Source organism: Mucilaginibacter sp. (assembly GCF_965225845.1).
GTDB lineage: Bacteria > Bacteroidota > Bacteroidia > Sphingobacteriales > Sphingobacteriaceae > Mucilaginibacter.
This window is the reverse complement of the sequence record NZ_CBDDBL010000002.1, coordinates 2,501,121-2,517,806: the sequence shown is the minus strand read 5'-3', so window position 1 is coordinate 2,517,806 and position 16,686 is coordinate 2,501,121. Positions and strand designations below refer to the sequence as shown.

17 protein-coding genes are annotated in these 16,686 nt (G+C 38.6%); 6 read left to right on the top strand and 11 right to left on the bottom strand.

The window, feature by feature from the left end; genetic code table 11:
- Position 1: 1 nt before the first annotated feature.
- Together ACYZ0U_RS15480 and ACYZ0U_RS15475 are read right to left on the bottom strand one after the other, a co-directional pair.
- Positions 2 to 1,378, bottom strand: coding sequence for an acetylxylan esterase (locus ACYZ0U_RS15480; RefSeq protein ID WP_461453445.1), 1,377 nt, complete (start codon positions 1,376 to 1,378; stop codon positions 2 to 4).
- Between the two features lie 16 nt (positions 1,379 to 1,394).
- A complete protein-coding gene (locus tag ACYZ0U_RS15475; protein ID WP_461453444.1) occupies positions 1,395 to 2,636 on the bottom strand; it encodes an acyltransferase family protein in 1,242 nt (413 codons plus the stop codon).
- Positions 2,637 to 2,802: 166 nt separating this feature from the next.
- Between ACYZ0U_RS15475 and ACYZ0U_RS15470 the strand changes: the two genes are divergently transcribed.
- On the top strand, positions 2,803 to 4,623 hold the full coding sequence (locus ACYZ0U_RS15470; protein WP_461453443.1) for a DNA polymerase III subunit gamma/tau: 1,821 nt from the start codon (positions 2,803 to 2,805) through the stop codon (positions 4,621 to 4,623).
- A gap of 70 nt (positions 4,624 to 4,693) precedes the next feature.
- Here the strand turns inward: ACYZ0U_RS15470 and ACYZ0U_RS15465 are convergent, their stop codons facing one another.
- Entirely contained in the window at positions 4,694 to 5,116 is a 423-nt protein-coding gene (locus tag ACYZ0U_RS15465) for a hypothetical protein (protein ID WP_461453442.1), read from the bottom strand.
- Positions 5,117 to 5,385: 269 nt separating this feature from the next.
- Between ACYZ0U_RS15465 and ACYZ0U_RS15460 the strand changes: the two genes are divergently transcribed.
- The 4 genes from ACYZ0U_RS15460 to ACYZ0U_RS15445 are packed head-to-tail and all read left to right on the top strand — an operon-like array spanning position 5,386 to position 8,344.
- Positions 5,386 to 6,615 (top strand): NADP-dependent isocitrate dehydrogenase, encoded by a 1,230-nt coding sequence (locus tag ACYZ0U_RS15460; RefSeq protein ID WP_461453441.1) that lies wholly within the window; start codon positions 5,386 to 5,388, stop codon positions 6,613 to 6,615.
- Positions 6,616 to 6,633: 18 nt separating this feature from the next.
- Entirely contained in the window at positions 6,634 to 7,014 is a 381-nt protein-coding gene (locus ACYZ0U_RS15455) for a nucleotidyltransferase family protein (RefSeq protein ID WP_461453440.1), read from the top strand.
- Positions 7,007 to 7,348 carry a HepT-like ribonuclease domain-containing protein gene (locus tag ACYZ0U_RS15450; protein WP_461453439.1) on the top strand — a complete coding sequence of 114 codons (342 nt, stop codon included), beginning with the start codon at positions 7,007 to 7,009 and terminating at the stop codon, positions 7,346 to 7,348. The genes ACYZ0U_RS15455 and ACYZ0U_RS15450 overlap by 8 nt, the downstream gene beginning before the upstream one ends.
- Before the next feature lie 15 nt (positions 7,349 to 7,363).
- A complete protein-coding gene (locus ACYZ0U_RS15445; RefSeq protein WP_461453438.1) occupies positions 7,364 to 8,344 on the top strand; it encodes a type I phosphomannose isomerase catalytic subunit in 981 nt (326 codons plus the stop codon).
- A 102-nt stretch (positions 8,345 to 8,446) separates the two neighbouring features.
- Here the strand turns inward: ACYZ0U_RS15445 and ACYZ0U_RS15440 are convergent, their stop codons facing one another.
- From ACYZ0U_RS15440 to ACYZ0U_RS15410, 7 genes are all read right to left on the bottom strand, one after another.
- Entirely contained in the window at positions 8,447 to 9,064 is a 618-nt protein-coding gene (locus tag ACYZ0U_RS15440; protein WP_461453437.1) for a class I SAM-dependent methyltransferase, read from the bottom strand.
- Entirely contained in the window at positions 9,064 to 9,951 is an 888-nt protein-coding gene (locus ACYZ0U_RS15435; protein WP_461453436.1) for a UbiA family prenyltransferase, read from the bottom strand. The genes ACYZ0U_RS15440 and ACYZ0U_RS15435 overlap by 1 nt, the downstream gene beginning before the upstream one ends.
- A gap of 175 nt (positions 9,952 to 10,126) precedes the next feature.
- Positions 10,127 to 11,632 (bottom strand): sigma 54-interacting transcriptional regulator, encoded by a 1,506-nt coding sequence (locus tag ACYZ0U_RS15430; protein WP_461453435.1) that lies wholly within the window; start codon positions 11,630 to 11,632, stop codon positions 10,127 to 10,129.
- Positions 11,633 to 11,720: 88 nt separating this feature from the next.
- The gene (locus ACYZ0U_RS15425; protein ID WP_461453434.1) at positions 11,721 to 12,818 is read right to left on the bottom strand and encodes a vWA domain-containing protein; all 1,098 of its coding nucleotides are present in this window, start codon (positions 12,816 to 12,818) and stop codon (positions 11,721 to 11,723) included.
- A 217-nt stretch (positions 12,819 to 13,035) separates the two neighbouring features.
- The gene (locus ACYZ0U_RS15420; protein WP_461453433.1) at positions 13,036 to 13,386 is read right to left on the bottom strand and encodes a hypothetical protein; all 351 of its coding nucleotides are present in this window, start codon (positions 13,384 to 13,386) and stop codon (positions 13,036 to 13,038) included.
- A gap of 99 nt (positions 13,387 to 13,485) precedes the next feature.
- Positions 13,486 to 14,397 carry a hypothetical protein gene (locus ACYZ0U_RS15415; RefSeq protein WP_461453432.1) on the bottom strand — a complete coding sequence of 304 codons (912 nt, stop codon included), beginning with the start codon at positions 14,395 to 14,397 and terminating at the stop codon, positions 13,486 to 13,488.
- Positions 14,398 to 14,534: 137 nt separating this feature from the next.
- Complete coding sequence (locus ACYZ0U_RS15410) at positions 14,535 to 15,548, bottom strand: fatty acid desaturase (protein WP_461453431.1); 1,014 nt, start codon at positions 15,546 to 15,548, stop codon at positions 14,535 to 14,537.
- 470 nt (positions 15,549 to 16,018) lie between these two features.
- Here ACYZ0U_RS15410 and ACYZ0U_RS15405 point away from each other — a divergent pair, with 470 nt between their 5' ends.
- Positions 16,019 to 16,213: a hypothetical protein gene (locus ACYZ0U_RS15405; RefSeq protein WP_461453430.1), complete on the top strand. Its 195-nt coding sequence runs from the start codon at positions 16,019 to 16,021 to the stop codon at positions 16,211 to 16,213.
- A 2-nt stretch (positions 16,214 to 16,215) separates the two neighbouring features.
- Here the strand turns inward: ACYZ0U_RS15405 and ACYZ0U_RS15400 are convergent, their stop codons facing one another.
- Entirely contained in the window at positions 16,216 to 16,686 is a 471-nt protein-coding gene (locus ACYZ0U_RS15400; protein ID WP_461453429.1) for a hypothetical protein, read from the bottom strand.

Genomic DNA, 16,686 nt, shown 5'->3' with positions numbered 1-16,686 from the left:
GTTAAAATAATCCGAAGGTATCGCGCATCCAGCGGCCCTCGTAATTTTTGTATACCCTGCCAACTTCATGCCCCAAATCGCGGAATATGATCAAATGTTTTTTAGCGGTTACATTGTTATAATCCACGTAAACATTATTTGGCGGAATAATAGGATCCAACAAACCCATTCCTATCAGTGTAGGGCATTTCACTTCCGAAGCAAAGTTTTTGGTATCGAAATAACTTAAATTTTGCAATACCTTATTTAAGGTCAATCCCGGTTTTGTTTTAATATATCGATTAATATCATCCAAGGGCCAATTTACCTCGCCCTGCAGGTTAAAAACGTCACTCAGGATGGGGTTTTGAGCCGAGCACAACGCCACGCGTTTGTCCAAGGCTGCTGTCGCGATAGCCAAAAATCCGCCCATACTACCGCCTGATACCATGATCTTATCATGATCAAGCTCCGGGCGTGAAAATATAAAGTCTACAGCCCTTACACAGTCCATGATAACACCGCGCATCACATACCTGTTTTTATCTTCTATATGATAAAAAATATACTCATCGCGCAGGGTATGGATTACATCCCGGCTGTTACCCTGTCCGCGAACGTTAAGCGTAATGATAGCCAGGTCATTATCTGTTCCGTACATTGGATGCAGTCCGACCTGGTAACCTGGTAACCCTAATAACACCGCGAATTTTTTATGTTTATTGCTGGTGTTTGGTTCAGTTAAATAACCGCGAATGGTTAAACCCCCGAAGGATTTCATTTCGAACAGGTATACTTTACGGTTATCTTTAGCTGAATCCGGAAGCAAGGTCACTTTAAAATCAGGTCTTACTTCGGCAAGTTCTGTTTTTGTTTCTTTCCAAAACTCGTCAAAATCGCCAGGCTTAGCATAATCGGATCTTATATTGTCAGGTTTTATGCCAAAAGCACGACGGGTAGTATCGTCATAATCGGTCACATTTACCATAAAATTAACTTTGTAAAAGCCCGGCTTGTATTCAGGTATCTGGAAGGTGTAGCTTCCAGAGCTTTTTCTTGAAATATTTACGCTAAATGATTCATGATTTAGCTTTGCACCTGTTTCGGTAAGTACCTGATATGATACTGTACCAACCTGATTTTTGTTGGTCGGATTTTTTACTACATAGGTATATTGGGCCTTGCCGTCAAATATTGCATTTTTATCACCCGCAAATAGTTGGGTTGATATGTCGTTGGCGTTATTATCTACATCACTGTCGTCATTTTCAGCATCTTTTTGATTAGCAGTATCGCGGCGCATCAAATCCGGGGGGATAACCTGTGCCCTAACGCGACCTAAGCCTGCGATGGTTATAAAGCAAATTAGGAAAATTAAATATTTAATGACTTTTTTCACTGTGTATCTTTTCAATTTAGGATTTAATTTTTTGAGCGATATTTTCCGGGTTCCTGGGCTTGTTTTTGATCAGGAAATCTGATTTACGTATAAAATGGTTCAAAGGTTCCTCAATCAGCTTAAATAAGGTTACGGATATGATATTCAGAATGATAAATGCATACAACAAATTAAGCCAATCGTATTCAAAAGGAGAGTGCCAGTTAACGCCCCATTTGTCATATAAGCTGAATACGTGGTCGTTTAATGAATCGCAAGTATTACGGATCAAAGTCTCCATCCATCCCAGATGTATCAGGTAAAAAATGTAGGAGCTTTTGCCCAGAAGTTCTATAAAAGGCAAAGCAAGAATTTTTTTAAAAATAGTGCCCTCAGTTAAAATACCATAGAAGAACAAAGCAACCGCTATGCACAAAAAGTAATTATTGGTGATGATGCCAACCGGACTTTCTAAACCTGCTGCCCAGCCTGCCGGGATAGGTTGAAATGCCATCGCCAACACGCAAAGAAATACCAATATTAAACCGCCGTAAGTAAAAGGTAGATTAGTTTTACGCTCAAAGCCTTTTTTGAGCATAATACGGGCCAGTTGCACACCTACAAAAAACTCAAAACACCGCCCGAAAAAAGTAAATAGCAACACAAAAGGGAAATTGCCAAAAAAGCCATACCAGTTTACATGACTGAAGATAAACACCATAAGTACAGCAAACAGCGTAATAATTACCGGTTGGATATAAAATTTATTATATCGTTTGGCAATGAGGAAGATAATCGGCGCCGAGAAATAAAAGCATTCCTCTACAGTTAAAGACCAGCCCTGTGCAATACCGGTATCCCAAAACTGGTAAAAGAAACCACGTATAAACGTAATATTTAAAACCATTAGCAGAACCGGGTTGATGGTGCTTTTTTGAACAACTATAGGATCTTTAGTGATGAAATAATATAAAAATGCAGCTAACGTAAGCAAAAAATACATAGGGTAGATGCGCGCCACACGATTTTTGAGGTATTGCAAAAACCAATCTTTAGACAGGTTGGTAAATTTATCATAATAGCGAAAAGTGATCAGGAAACCTGATAGTACAAAAAATATGGATACCCCAATATGGAACTCTCCAAAAAAACGTTGCACAATGTGGGGAAAATTAGCATCAAATACATAGCAATAATGGGATATAAAAACCAGGTAAGCGGCCATGGCACGCACCCCAGTTAGCGCCGGAATATAATTAGAGTCGCTTCTTTTAGTCAAAACGGTGGTATTTGGTCCTAAATTAGGTTTTTTTACGTAATTATAATTGCAATTATAAAGCCAAAGCGCAGACACAATAGCAAAGGCCTCGATTCCTTATTTTAACGTTTGATTCTTTTCCCAACAGCTATTTTAACATCGGTAATTTCTCATTATCTTAGCACTTGTGGAGAATTTTATTGTTTCGGCGCGTAAATACCGTCCGTCTACATTTGAAAGTGTTGTAGGCCAGCAGCATATAACTAATACGCTAAAAAACGCTATTAAGAATAATCAGCTGGCACAGGCATTTTTATTTTGCGGGCCGCGCGGTGTGGGTAAAACCACCTGTGCGCGTATCCTGGCGAAAACAATAAACTGTACCAATCTTCAGCCAAACGGCGAGGCTTGCGGGACCTGTGATTCCTGCCGCTCCTTTCAAAATGGTAACTCCTTTAACGTTCATGAGCTGGATGCAGCGTCAAACAACTCCGTAGATGATATCCGGAGTTTGATTGAGCAGGTACGCATACCGCCGCAGGGTGTGCGCTACAAGGTTTATATTATTGATGAAGTGCACATGCTGTCGCAGGCGGCTTTCAATGCTTTTTTAAAAACGCTTGAAGAACCACCGCATTACGCCATTTTTATTTTAGCTACTACCGAGAAGCACAAAATATTGCCAACCATACTTTCCCGTTGCCAGATATTTGACTTTAACCGTATCAGGGTAGAGGATATGGCTAATCATTTGGCTTCTATCGCTCAAAAAGAAAGCATCAGCTACGAACCGGACGGCCTGCACATCATCGCACAAAAAGCTGACGGTGGTTTAAGGGATGCATTATCCATGTTCGACCAGATCGTAAGCTTTTCCGGCGGAAATGTAACTTACCGCTCGGTAATTGATAACCTGAATATATTAGACTACGATTACTACTTTAACGTAACCGATAGCTTACTAAAAGAGGATACTGCCAATACACTCCTGCTATTTGATGAAATATTAAACAACGGTTTTGATGGCGCGCATTTCATATCAGGATTATCTGAACATTTGCGAAACTTATTGGTGGGTAAAGATTCCGCAACACTTAAATTATTAGAAGTAAGTGAGGGCATCAAAGCCAAATACTTGCAACAGTCGCAGGCATCAACAGTATCATTTCTTCTATCGGCAATGAATATTGCTAACCAATGCGACCTAAGTTATAAGCTGAGCAAGAACCAGCGCTTACAGGTTGAACTGGCCTTACTCAAGATGTGCCATTTGGTATCGGCCTTTAATTTGGCTGCTACGCCGCTAAACACAATGCCATCAGCAGAGGGGCAATTAAAAAAAAAACCTGATTCCGCAGTAAAATCAGAACCTGCTGCAGAGGAACAAGCCCCGTCACAGGCTACTATACCTGTATTAACAGAGGCTCCAACAGCTTATGTTCCAAATAAACCAGCTGCTGAAAAACCGGTCGAACCAATAAGAGAAACGCCGCTACCCACAGTTGAAAAGCCCAAAGTTTTTATCCCTAACCTGCATACGCCATCTACCTCGATAAAAATTCCCTCGTTAAAAGATTGGGGTAAGCAATCCCAAACGATGGTTGAGGAAGAAGAAGATCCTTATTTAAAAGGCGATAGCCGGGAAGATTTTGATATGGATAGCTTTTTGAAGTATTGGACGGACTATGCAGCTAAGCTAAAATCCGAAAATAAACATAATGTGCTGAGTGCCTTCAACGTGAATACACCGGTAATGTTAAAGCCCTATCAATTTGAAATTGTTGTGGGTAACAAAGTGCAGGAAAGCCTTTTTTTTAACGAGAAACCGTACATCCTTAACTTTTTACGCAGCAACTTGAAGAATTTCGCTATTGAATTAAATGTAAGGGTAGATGAACAGGTTGTTGTAAAAAAACCATACACCAACCAGGAAAAGTACCAGTACATGGCAACAAAAAATCCTCAACTTGCTGAATTGAAGAAGCGCTTTAACCTTGATTTTGATTAGTAAATAAATTAAAAAATAAACGGCCCGGTTTATAGCAAACCGGGCCGTTTATTTTTATAGATATGGTTGTTTATTTTCGGTCGTTTTTTGGATAACCTTCTTCGTCAAGGTCATCACGATCATCTTCCGGTGTGCGCGATAATATTTCATCAATCGGGTCAATTTCAACTTCTTCCTCGCCACCGATATGCATGCCCAGTTGGTCCACATCAGTTTCTAATGATTCATTAGGGATGTACTCATCGCTGGTATCATAAGGGTTGGCCTCATCATAGGTCGAGTTCATATCTTCACCATTTTTAGCGGTAGTTTTATAAGGATCAGGATGGTCATAATCCGGATTTTTACTTTTCACATCGTACTCATAGCTGTTATCTTCGGCATTATATTTTAATTGCTCGGAGTCAATTGTCTCGCCAAGTTCATCTTTAAGGGTTCTGTCCCTATCCACGCTGTCGTCTTCAAAAACGGGATCTGTATTGTCGTTAATCATAGGTTTTTAGTTAATGTATATAAATGTACCAAAACCTTGCCAAAATATCACCAAATTAAAAAAGCCTAAAAGTATAGCTCGTTCACACCTATATAGTTATTATTTTTGTTGATTTAGCCAGATGAATGACGTATGTCTATTCATGAAATTATCGCCAAATCCTGAAAAAACAACAATAATGTAAATAAATTGATGTTTACCTTTTTTTAGTTAAACAGGTAAGTTCAATTTTATATATTTGACTCCATTAAAAATAAATAGCATCTACAATGTCAAAAATTAAAGTAGCAAATCCTGTTGTTGAACTGGATGGGGACGAAATGACCCGCATTATATGGAAATTCATAAAAGATAAACTGATAGTACCTTACCTTGACCTTGATATTAAGTATTATGATCTGGGTTTAGAGTACCGTGATGAAACTAACGACCAGGTTACTATCGACGCTGCTAACGCTATAAAACAATATGGTGTGGGTATTAAATGCGCTACTATCACACCTGATGAGGCCCGTGTTGAGGAGTTCGGCTTAAAACAAATGTGGAAATCACCAAACGGGACTATCCGTAATATATTAGATGGTACTGTTTTCCGTGAGCCAATTGTAATGAACAATGTACCGCGTTTAGTACCAAACTGGACTGCTCCGATATGTATAGGCCGTCACGCTTTTGGTGACCAATACCGTGCCACCGATTTTTTAACTAAAGGAAAAGGTAAATTAACCATCAAATTCACACCTGAAGATGGCAGCCCTGAGCAATCATTTGAAGTGTTTAACTTTAAAGGTGATGGTGTTGCTTTAGCAATGTACAATACTGATGAATCTATCAAAGGTTTCGCGCATGCTTGCTTTAACCAGGCATTAATGAAAGGATGGCCTTTATACTTATCTACTAAAAATACCATCCTGAAAAAATATGATGGCCGTTTTAAAGATATTTTTGAAGAGATCTACCAAAACGATTACAAAGAAAAATTTGCTGATGCCGGTATCACTTATGAGCACCGTTTAATTGACGACATGGTTGCTTCTGCATTAAAATGGAACGGTAACTTTGTTTGGGCTTGTAAAAACTATGATGGCGACGTACAGTCGGACACAGTAGCACAAGGCTTTGGTTCATTAGGTTTAATGACCTCAACTTTAGTTACACCTGATGGAACTGTAATGGAAGCTGAAGCAGCACACGGGACAGTAACACGCCACTACCGCGAGCACCAGGCAGGCAGACCTACATCAACCAACCCAATTGCGTCGATCTTTGCATGGACACGTGGTTTAGAATTCCGTGGTTTGTTGGATAACAATCAGGAGCTTATCGATTTCTGCAAAGCTTTAGAAGAAGTTTGTATCGAAACTGTTGAAAGCGGCAAAATGACCAAAGATTTGGCTATCACCATAAAACCAAAAGTAGAGCACGGTACTGATTACCTGTACACCGAAGAGTTTTTAGAAGCGATTAACGATAACCTGAAAAAGAAGTTAGGTAAATAACTTATCACTAAGTATAAAATGAAAGTCCGCGTAGATAATATGCGGACTTTTTTGTTAATTCATTTTATAGAATTTAGTAAGCAGTTCTATAATTTCTATATTTGTTTTATGGTTGATCTGGATAAAATAAAAAATATGCTGGCTGTTTTGAAGCCGGAGCTTTTATTGAAATATCCTATTGCCTCTATGGGCTTATTCGGATCGATAGTGCGTGATGATTTCACTGAAGAAAGCGATATTGATATTATTGTAGAGTTTAACGGGAAAATAGGAATAGAATTTGTAACCTTAGCTGAAGAACTCGAACAAAAACTTAACCGTAAAGTCGATCTTGTATCGAGAGGTGGCATAAAGCAAAAATATTTCGACGTAATAGAGCCACAAATAATTTATGTCTGAGCGTCACCCAAAACTTCTGTTATCAGACATACTTGAGAGCGCAGAGAAAATTGTTAATTACACTCAAAGCTTAACTTATGAAGATTTTATAGCAGATAGTAAAACTATCGATGCTGTGACAAGAAACTTTGAGATAATTGGCGAAGCAGCTAATAGATTGCCTGACGAAATAAAGGAAATTTATACTGAAATAGATTGGTATAAAATACGAGGGATGAGAAACAGAATTGTCCATAATTACTTTGGTTTGGATTATAAAATTATATGGTCAACTAAAGAGGATTACTTACCTAAATTAATAAATCAAATACAAACTTTAATAGATAACTACTAATATATACTACAATCCATGTCAACATTATACCCTTTAAAATTTAAAACCATTTACAAAGACAAGATCTGGGGCGGGCACAAGATCAATACTTACCTGCATAAAGATTTCGGTGACCTGCCTAATTGCGGCGAAACCTGGGAAATATCAGGTGTAAAGTCTGATGTATCAGTAATTGCTGATGGTGAATTGAAAGGGCAGTCATTAGCTGACCTGTTAGAGCAATATAAAGACCAGTTAGTGGGTAAAAAGGTATATGATCACTTTGGCAATATCTTCCCTTTGCTGGTGAAGTTTATTGATGCTAATGAAGATCTGTCTATCCAGGTTCACCCGGATGATAAGTTGGGAAAAGAGCGTCATAACTCATTCGGTAAAACCGAAATGTGGTATGTTATCGAAGCTGATCCGGGTTCAACGCTGATTGCCGGTTTTAATAAGGAATTAACTCAACAGGAATATTTAGATACATTTAACAGCGGGCATTTAACAGATGTGCTGAATAAGGAAGATGTAAAAGCAGGCGATGTTTTCTTTTTACCTGCGGGTAGGGTGCACACGATCGGCAAAGGGTTGTTGATCGCTGAAATTCAGCAAACATCAGATATTACTTACCGTATTTATGATTTTGACCGTGTGGATGACAAAGGTAATAAGCGTGAATTACACGTTGAAGAAGCCCTGGCAGCTATCGACTACAAACATTATCCTGAATATAAAACCAAATACACACCAACAAAAGATGAAACTGTTCATTTGGTGACCTGCCCTTACTTTACTACTAACTTATTGGATTTTGATAAAGGCGTATCTAAAGATTATTCAAAACTGGATTCATTTGTAATACATGTTTGTGTAGAAGGAGCTTACACATTGAAATACAACAATCAAGATTATGAAGTGAAAATGGGGGAGTGTATCCTGCTTCCAAAAGTAGTTGATCATGTTGAATTGGAAACTATTAAGGGCTTTAAAATATTAGAAAGTTATATTGAGTAAACGCCTTTGTCATTTTGACCATTGAAAGAAATCTTCTTTTATGCAATTGAACTTTGCAAGCGAAGAAGATTTCTTTTCATTCCTCACTCGAAATGCCAATCGTTATTTCTTATGAACCCTCCCACCAATAAAATCGCAGAAAAAGTTTTCCTGTTCTATAAGTTTATAACCATTAGTTTCAAAAACCTCGTCAATTCCCGGCAATTGTGATGCTTCAATACCGCAGGTTACTTTAAAAAAAATAAACATCGTCTTTAACATCAACTGCTGCCACCATTTGCCGGTTAACTGAAAGCTGGCGTTAAGCCATGAGCCGTTTGGCTTGAGTAGTGTATTGATGCTATTAAAGATAATTTCCAGGTTTTGCTGGGTGAAGTTGTCTAACAAAAAAGGTGTTAAAACTACATCAAAATCTACCGGCAACTCGATATTTTCAATGGCTTCATTAATAAAAATAACTTGATTATTTCCTGTATTTCTTTTTTTAGAAAACGCCATCATATTTGGTGCGATCTCTACATAAGTGATCGCTAAACCAGATGGATGAATACGTGTTAATTCTTCCAAAATCCAGCCTGTACCACCACCTACAATTAATAACTTTGAGTTATCCGGAATATGATTCAGTAGATAGACCTGGGCATTAACCAGCGCTTTACCATAAACAATCCGCGCTAGGCCATCATAAAACCAGGCGGAATTGTTGTAATTGGCGGCCATTATAATTTAAAGCTAAAAGAATTGAAGAGCAACAGTATCAGGTATTGCAATATCAATACGCCGTCTATCCAGAAGAAATAATAATAATCGTTTTTTTCGATGGTTGAATGGAAGATGAGCCAACCAGCCAGAACCGCGGTTATGGTAAGTGCGAAAAAGTCATTATTAAAGCCGTTGTTCCTAAACAAAAATAGTAATACTACGTAGCCAATCAGTATGATCTGGCAAAACAGGTAGGCCTTTTTTTCGCCGTAAATTACTGGTATGGTTTTTAAGCCTAATTGATAATCATGAAACAGATCCCGGATATCAAAAGGCATGGTTAATGCGCCAATGAATAAAAAGCGTTTGGCTAAAAGAATGGTAATATCTCTTAAAGATATGTTTGTTGTATGCGCGTGCAATGATTCCATCACCGGCAGTAAAACAGTGCTCATGGACCAAACCAGCGTGATGAGGAATTGCTTTAAGCCCGGAATATTGCGAAGCCCGAATTTTTTGTCACCCAAAGTAAATAGGGGCAGGCTATAACAAAAAGATATAACCGCCAAAAAGATCAGCATGATCTTCGATTCCATTGAGATCTGGAAAAACAGCGGGGCTAATGATAATATAGCAACAATTGCCATGGTGATCATTAACCGGTAATGTTTAAAATACCAAACCTCGCGCATGGTGGAGGATTTCAATAATTTTTTAGGCCTGCCGATGAAAATGCTGAAGTTGTAAATGCCTAAGGTTGAAGTAAAAAGTAAAACCAATACAACAGGTATAGGCTTTGCACCAATTAAGTAGAAGGTAACTAATCCCTGCGCAACTGCGCATAATGCCATGAAAACATTGCTGAAAAGAGTGAAATCAACAATTGAACTTAATAGTTTTTTCATGTATGGGGCTGAAGTTGCGAACGCGTTTTATGCGGATAGGTTCAAATATCGCAACAATCTTTGTTAATATTTAGAGGGGATAAAAAAAATGTCATTCTAAACGAAAGCAAAGAATCTGTACACAGTTAATCAACTTACAGATTCTTTGCTTTCGATTGGAATGACACGGAGCTAATTAATAGCGGTCATCATCTATATCCAAATCGTCATCATCCGGTTCCAAATTAAACAGGCTGTTGAACATGTCTGAAAACGCGAAGCCATTATCTAAAAATCCTTTATTTAGTTGCGAGAATTCAGCCAGGCCATGTAAAACAAACTCCATCAATAATAATTGCTGATTTTCGCTTAAACGCGGGTGCAACTTTTTAACCAAATCTTTTAAGCCAGTTACTGCATTCAGGTTCTTTTTATAATCAACTAATGATAAGTCATCAACCAACGACAAGTTATTACCGTTGCTGAACCACGCGATAATTTCGGCATATGGATTTGGTGCTTTTCCCTTTTTAGCTTTTTCCGGATCAGGAAAAAACTGTACCAGCATGGTTTTAATAGCCTTGCCGATAAGCATGTTAGCTACCTTTGCAGGGCCTTCTAACTCACCTTCGTAAACTAACTCGATCTTACCGGTAATCGCCGGGATAACGCCTAAAAAATCGCTGATACGAACAAATGTGCTTGCCTCGCGATTGATTATCATGCGCCTTTCTGCATTACTGATCAGATTTTCGTAGGCTGATATGGTTAAACGTGCAGATACCCCTGATTTTTTATCGATATATTCAGAGTTACGCGCTTCGAAAGCGATCTGTTCGATCATATTCTTAACCAAGCCATCAGCCTCAATAGTTGTTTTTTGCTCCGGCGATAGTAAAGCTTCTTGTTGGGTAATTTTGCGAGAAATTTCAACAGTACGCGGGTAGTGCGTTAAGATTTGACTCTCAATCCTGTCCTTTAATGGTGTAACTATCGATCCGCGATTGGTATAATCTTCAGGATTTGCAGTAAATACAAATTGGATATCTAATGGTAAACGCAATTTAAAACCACGGATCTGGATATCCCTTTCTTGTAAGATATTGAACAACGAAACTTGTATACGTGCCTGCAAATCGGGCAACTCGTTAATTACAAATATACCGCGATGCGCACGTGGTATCAAACCGAAGTGGATCACGCGCTCATCGCTGTAAGTCAATTTCATCGTAGCGGCTTTGATCGGGTCAACATCACCAATTAAATCGGCAACGGTAACATCAGGAGTAGCCAGTTTCTCAGTATAACGATCAGAACGGTGCAACCAGGCGATAGGTGTCGCATCGCCTTTCGCTAAAACCTCGTTATGGCCAAACCAAGAGATTGGTGCCAATGGGTCATCAAATAGTTCTGATCCCTCAATATAAGGTACATATTCATCCAGTAGATTTACCAGCAAGCGCGCGATACGTGTTTTTGCCTGTCCTCGTAAACCTAAAAGCAAAATGTTATGGCGCGAAAGTATGGCAGTTTGCAGATCAGGAATTACCGTATCCTCAAAACCGATTATACCCTCAAAACCACCTTCACTTTTTTGTAATTGGGTAATCAGGTTTGTTCTTAATTCATCTTTAACCGAACGGCTTTTGTAGTCAGTTTTTTTTAACTGGCCAAGGGTTGTTATTTCAAGTAGTTTGCTCATTCTTTATAATTTGAAATTTTGTTGATTTGAAAATCTGAAGATTAAAATATAATTACATTTCAAATCTTCAAATAAGGGCATCCTCAAATCATCTAACAGTTCTTCTCCTGTTTTTAATATAGTCCTCAAAAATGTATTCACCCAAACCATTTAATGAGCTGTAGAATGCCTTGCCGCCATTAGTCTCAGTAAATTTGCGCACAAACTGCTGCAAGTAAGGGTCTTTAGCTATCATAAACGTAGTGATAGGGATCTTTAACCTTTTACATTGAGCCGCCATGTTCAGCGTTTTGTTAACCACTTTACGATCAAGCCCGATGCTGTTTTTATAATACTTGGTGCCTTCCTTTAAGCAGGTTGGCTTACCATCCGTGATCATAAAAATTTGCTTGTTTGATGTTTTCCGGCGGCGTAATAAATCGGTAGCTAATTCCAAACCTGCATACGTATTGGTATGGTAAGGCCCAACCTGTAAATAAGGCAGATCTTTTAGCGTAATGGGCCATGCGTCGTTACCAAAAACTACAATGTCCAAAGTGTCCTTAGGATATTTAGTTCTGATCAGTTCAGCCAAAGCCATCGCTACTTTTTTGGCGGGAGTGATCCTGTCCTCGCCGTAAAGGATCATGGAATGCGATATATCGATCATCAGCACGGTAGAGGTAAGGGTTTTGTAATCCATTTCCTCAACTTCCAGGTCGCGCTCGGTCATCATAAAATCGCCGATACCGTGATTAACCTGGGCATTATGGATCGATTGTGTCATATCGATCTGATCCAGGCTATCACCAAACTCAAACTCCCGGCGCTCAGAATTTCTTTCATCACCCTGGCCGGAGTTAGGTGACCGATGATTGCCTTTACCTGATTTTTTAAGCTTACCAAAAATTTCCTCAAGTGAAGCCTGGCGGATGCTTTGTTCCGTTTTGCCGGTGATACGAAATTCACCGTTCTCTTTATTTTCGTCTAAATAGCCTTTTTGCTTAAGCTCGTCAATAAAATCACCCATACCATAATCGTCATTGGTAATGTTGTATTGTTTGTCGAGCTCGTTAAGCCAGGCCAAAGCTTCGCCTGCATCGCCCGATGTATAATTAAGCAATTCAAGAAATAACTTCAGTAATTCTTCAAATCCCCCTTTAGGGATCTCATTGGGTTGAAACTTGGAAAATCCAAAACCGCGCATAGTGTACCTTTCTGTTATAAAATAACGGAATATTTTGCGCAAAAGTTTGACTTGGGCCCGATTATATTCAATTGTTAGTTAGGAATGACAAAAGAGAGTGTAAATTAATCAAAATGTAATTGAGAGGAACAAAGCAATTGCATTTAGCATAACGGACTACGCAAAGTCCGCGATTACTTTGTTCCTCAGAATAAGATGATAATAATTTCTTGGATTACTAATTCCTTTTCAGCACCGTATGCGCCTTAGTATCGTCACACTCAATATCCAAACCTATTGAATCAGGATAGATTTTCCCAGTGTGGATCAGCACCATTTTATCAAGTGCCACATCAAAGCTGAAAGTATTTCCTTGGATCTGGCCATCGTTGATTTGCAGATCGCCATGCGGGCCACGAACGGTGCCGGTTAATTTATCGCCATCAACCTTAAAATTATAATTTAATGGATACTGATTACCGTCTTCGGTTCTTAAAGTTCCTGTCCATTGGCCGTTAAGGGCGCTTGTGGCTGCAAGTGCTACCAACACAAAGCACAACAAAATCGATAATAAAAACGCTTTTTTCATGGTGTTTTTTTTATCGGGATAAAGTTACTAAGGCAATAAAACCTGAGAATTAACCAGCTGTTAAATTTTCATAAGTAATTGATAGCGAACGTTAAATTATTATTTCCCCGGGGTGTTGTAATAGTAGATAGGAGAATAAACACCTTCGCTGGTGGTATAGTAGCCTTTACCATCGGGAGTAAAGCCAATGGCCTCACCTTGCTTTTCCATATAATAAGGCAGCTCTTTAGGTTTTTGAGTGAGCATCACCTTCCAAACAGGTTCATTTAACGGGCGCTGCCAATAGTAAACCTTGTCATAGCTTTTTAATAATATCTGCGTTCCATCTTTGGATATATCTCCGGCTGTTATCCATTTTAATGGTTTAATACCGTTAAAAAATAATTTACCATGTAAGGTAAGCGTTACAGTGTCATTAGGTTTATAAATAAGCGGCGTGGAGTAAATGCCAACAGAATCGCGGCGTTTTGAAACAATATATATCAATTTTTCAATTGGATCTATCATCAGTGTTTCAGCATCTTTTGGCCCGTCAGGATATTTTAGATGGATAGGAACTGCTTCCGCATGTTTAATTCCGGTATCTGCCCAGCTTTTTTCTTCTTCCATTCTGTAAATAGTTAAATAGGGCCTGGTGGAAAAATTGTCTCCGATGTCACCATCATATAAGTAACTTTTACCATTAACAGGGCCTGGGCCCACGGCTATATCTTCACAGTCGGCTACGCCTAAATTTTCTTTAGGGTCGCCTTTAAAGTAAATGGTAGCATGATTTTTTCCATCTGGTTCAATCGTAAAAACGCGGCTGGTGTCACCACTGTCATTCTCCACATAATAAAGATTATCATTAATCCCCGATGCTGCTATTCCGGATATTTCGTCCATATCTCTGTTCTGCAAAGTTCCGGTGATGGTTTCTTCGCGTTGCTCATGCTTGTGCCAGGCATGCGCGCAAAAAAAGGCTACAATTAGTATTGGGATTAAAATTTTAAGCTTGGTGGGGTTAGTCATGCCTTACAATATCGGCAAAAGTACAAAAAGCATATCGTTTGGTTGTGTGGTAATTTTTGATTGCAACTTGCCTTAAAAAATGGTCGGCAAGCTGTAATCACAACTTGCCGACCATAAAAAAAATATAAACTCAAATTTTAAACAGCCGCGGCTGCTACTTCTAATTCCATATCAGGTTTTGATACATCCGTTAAAGCTACTTTACCACGCTCCCTGCGTAAAATCCTATTAAATAAAGAAATCTCACGATCAAACAGGAACCGGAAAAATAATTTCGTCCAAGAAGTGTGATAGTATAAAGTCTCATAATATTCAGGAGCAGTTTTCTTTATCTGCGGAAGCTTGTTCCACGGGATAGAAGGAAAATCATGATGCTCATTATGGAAACCTACGTTAAATGCAACTGCATTAAAGTTGCCGTAGTAGCTATAAGTTTCCTGCTCAACGCTGTGAGTAAGGTAATGTTCCTGTACCCAGCGCGCACCCAGCGGGTGTAATCCAACTGAAAAAGAGAAGCTCAACAATAAGAATGCCAGCGCGTGCCAGCCCATAAAGTAAGCAATGGCAGTAGTAAACACAACTTGTACCAATAAGTTGGCTACAACCCACCAGTCGAATGTTTGCAACTCGCGTAAGCGGGATAAACGGAACACCTGGAACAACGGGTAAAATAACAACCAGATAGCTTTACCGAAGAATGAGTTGTTGATCAGTTTAGCTTCCCAACGGTTAGGCAAGTCGGCGTCAAGCTCATGTACACCCTGGAAAGAGTGGTGTTTAATATGGTAGCGCTCAAACGAAATTGAGCTTGGAAAAATTTGCGGTAAATTAGCGAATATACCTGCCCAGCGATTAGCCGAACGACCTTTAAATAACAGTTGGTGCGCACATTCGTGGATCATTACAAACAAGGCGTGGTCAGCAAATGCACCAATTAAATAGGCTGCTCCGAAAACCCACCACCAGGATTGGTCGCGTAAAACCCAGGCTAAAACAACTTGTAAAGCTACCAGGCCTGTAATGGCAAAGATAGTTGCAGGATTTTTTCCGATCAGGTCTCGCATTTGCGGAAACTGTTTCAGGATTTTTTTTGTACGAATACGGTGCGGCTCTGAAGCTTCTGAGTAAACGAAATCGGTCTTATTGATCATATAGTTTTAAAATGGTTTATTATAATTAAAACCGTGATTGGAATGGTTGATTTTGGTTGTTTATTGTTATTAACGTTGAGTTTCAATAATAGATATAAAAATCGGTAAAAAATGCTGTTTTGTAAATATTATTAAAAATTTAATACTTCATCTTGAATGTGCCTGCACTTAATAAAATAAGAAAATCATAGACTTTTACGCCAATGTTGTACAAACTGTTTGTATTGATGATTACCAACCTTAAAATACAACCGATAAATATCTGTTTTAATTCTGAAGAAAGATTGTATTTGCGATAGCTTGTATTAATACTACTAAGGTACAGAATTAATAAATATAAAGTACTGACACTGTTTTGTCAGTACAATTGTTTTATTACGCAGGAAGATATTTAAAAATAGGCTAATCTGAACTGAAATTTAAAACAATTTAGCTATAAAAGCGTTTATAATGTACAATAACTCATCATCATGAAACCTGCTGAAAAACAATATAAATTCATCAACAGCGAAACAGGATACGTGATACATTACCACACCTTGAATTGCGATCGCTCCGAGGATAAGGTAAAAGAAGAGCTGGACAACGTTAAAGCCCAGGTAGCCATTAAGAACAATATTTTTGTAGGGACGGTGTATTGGGAAGTGATGAAGGATGGGGAGTAACCTTAGTCGCTAAAATTTTCTGGTGTTGTTTTAGAGAAATATACCTTTTTACCTGTCCTGGTTATGCAATACTGAGGGTTTTTAATATCTTGTAAAGGATAACTTCCATCGGCATAAACGCCAAAACCGAATTGACAATCACCGCTAACGGTTTTTATAATTATTTTATTCGCTTTTTTTATGAATACGAGTTTACAATCCTTAGCTGTATCTTTTGGTAGATACTCGTAATTTCCAGTTGCATTATTAAAAGTAAGTTTTCCATACATCGCGCCTGAGTCGTAACTAGGGGCTCCTTTCCCGGCTTCTAAATAGAAATATATCTTATCCTGGTTAAAGTAATGTACTTTTAAAAGTTGATAAGCGTCATTTGATGTCTTTTTGCCAAAATATTGCGAATATGTACCTTGAATAGGTTTTTGTGACGGCCATCCCACAATACTTAATGCGAACATTAAAATTAAGTAACGCAT

What these genes read in the sequence shown, in the direction of transcription:
- ACYZ0U_RS15465 (WP_461453442.1), bottom strand. Translation starts at nt 5,116, where the DNA reads ATGATTAACGACAATACAGATCCCGTTTTTGAAGACGACAGCGTGGAT.
- ACYZ0U_RS15460 (WP_461453441.1), top strand. Translation starts at nt 5,386, where the DNA reads ATGTCAAAAATTAAAGTAGCAAATCCTGTTGTTGAACTGGATGGGGAC.
- ACYZ0U_RS15455 (WP_461453440.1), top strand. Translation starts at nt 6,634, where the DNA reads ATGAAAGTCCGCGTAGATAATATGCGGACTTTTTTGTTAATTCATTTT.
- ACYZ0U_RS15450 (WP_461453439.1), top strand. Translation starts at nt 7,007, where the DNA reads ATGTCTGAGCGTCACCCAAAACTTCTGTTATCAGACATACTTGAGAGC.
- ACYZ0U_RS15445 (WP_461453438.1), top strand. Translation starts at nt 7,364, where the DNA reads ATGTCAACATTATACCCTTTAAAATTTAAAACCATTTACAAAGACAAG.
- ACYZ0U_RS15440 (WP_461453437.1), bottom strand. Translation starts at nt 9,064, where the DNA reads ATGGCCGCCAATTACAACAATTCCGCCTGGTTTTATGATGGCCTAGCG.
- ACYZ0U_RS15435 (WP_461453436.1), bottom strand. Translation starts at nt 9,951, where the DNA reads ATGAAAAAACTATTAAGTTCAATTGTTGATTTCACTCTTTTCAGCAAT.
- ACYZ0U_RS15430 (WP_461453435.1), bottom strand. Translation starts at nt 11,632, where the DNA reads ATGAGCAAACTACTTGAAATAACAACCCTTGGCCAGTTAAAAAAAACT.
- ACYZ0U_RS15425 (WP_461453434.1), bottom strand. Translation starts at nt 12,818, where the DNA reads ATGCGCGGTTTTGGATTTTCCAAGTTTCAACCCAATGAGATCCCTAAA.
- ACYZ0U_RS15420 (WP_461453433.1), bottom strand. Translation starts at nt 13,386, where the DNA reads ATGAAAAAAGCGTTTTTATTATCGATTTTGTTGTGCTTTGTGTTGGTA.
- ACYZ0U_RS15415 (WP_461453432.1), bottom strand. Translation starts at nt 14,397, where the DNA reads ATGACTAACCCCACCAAGCTTAAAATTTTAATCCCAATACTAATTGTA.
- ACYZ0U_RS15410 (WP_461453431.1), bottom strand. Translation starts at nt 15,548, where the DNA reads ATGATCAATAAGACCGATTTCGTTTACTCAGAAGCTTCAGAGCCGCAC.
- ACYZ0U_RS15405 (WP_461453430.1), top strand. Translation starts at nt 16,019, where the DNA reads ATGAAACCTGCTGAAAAACAATATAAATTCATCAACAGCGAAACAGGA.
- ACYZ0U_RS15400 (WP_461453429.1), bottom strand. Translation starts at nt 16,686, where the DNA reads ATGCGTTACTTAATTTTAATGTTCGCATTAAGTATTGTGGGATGGCCG.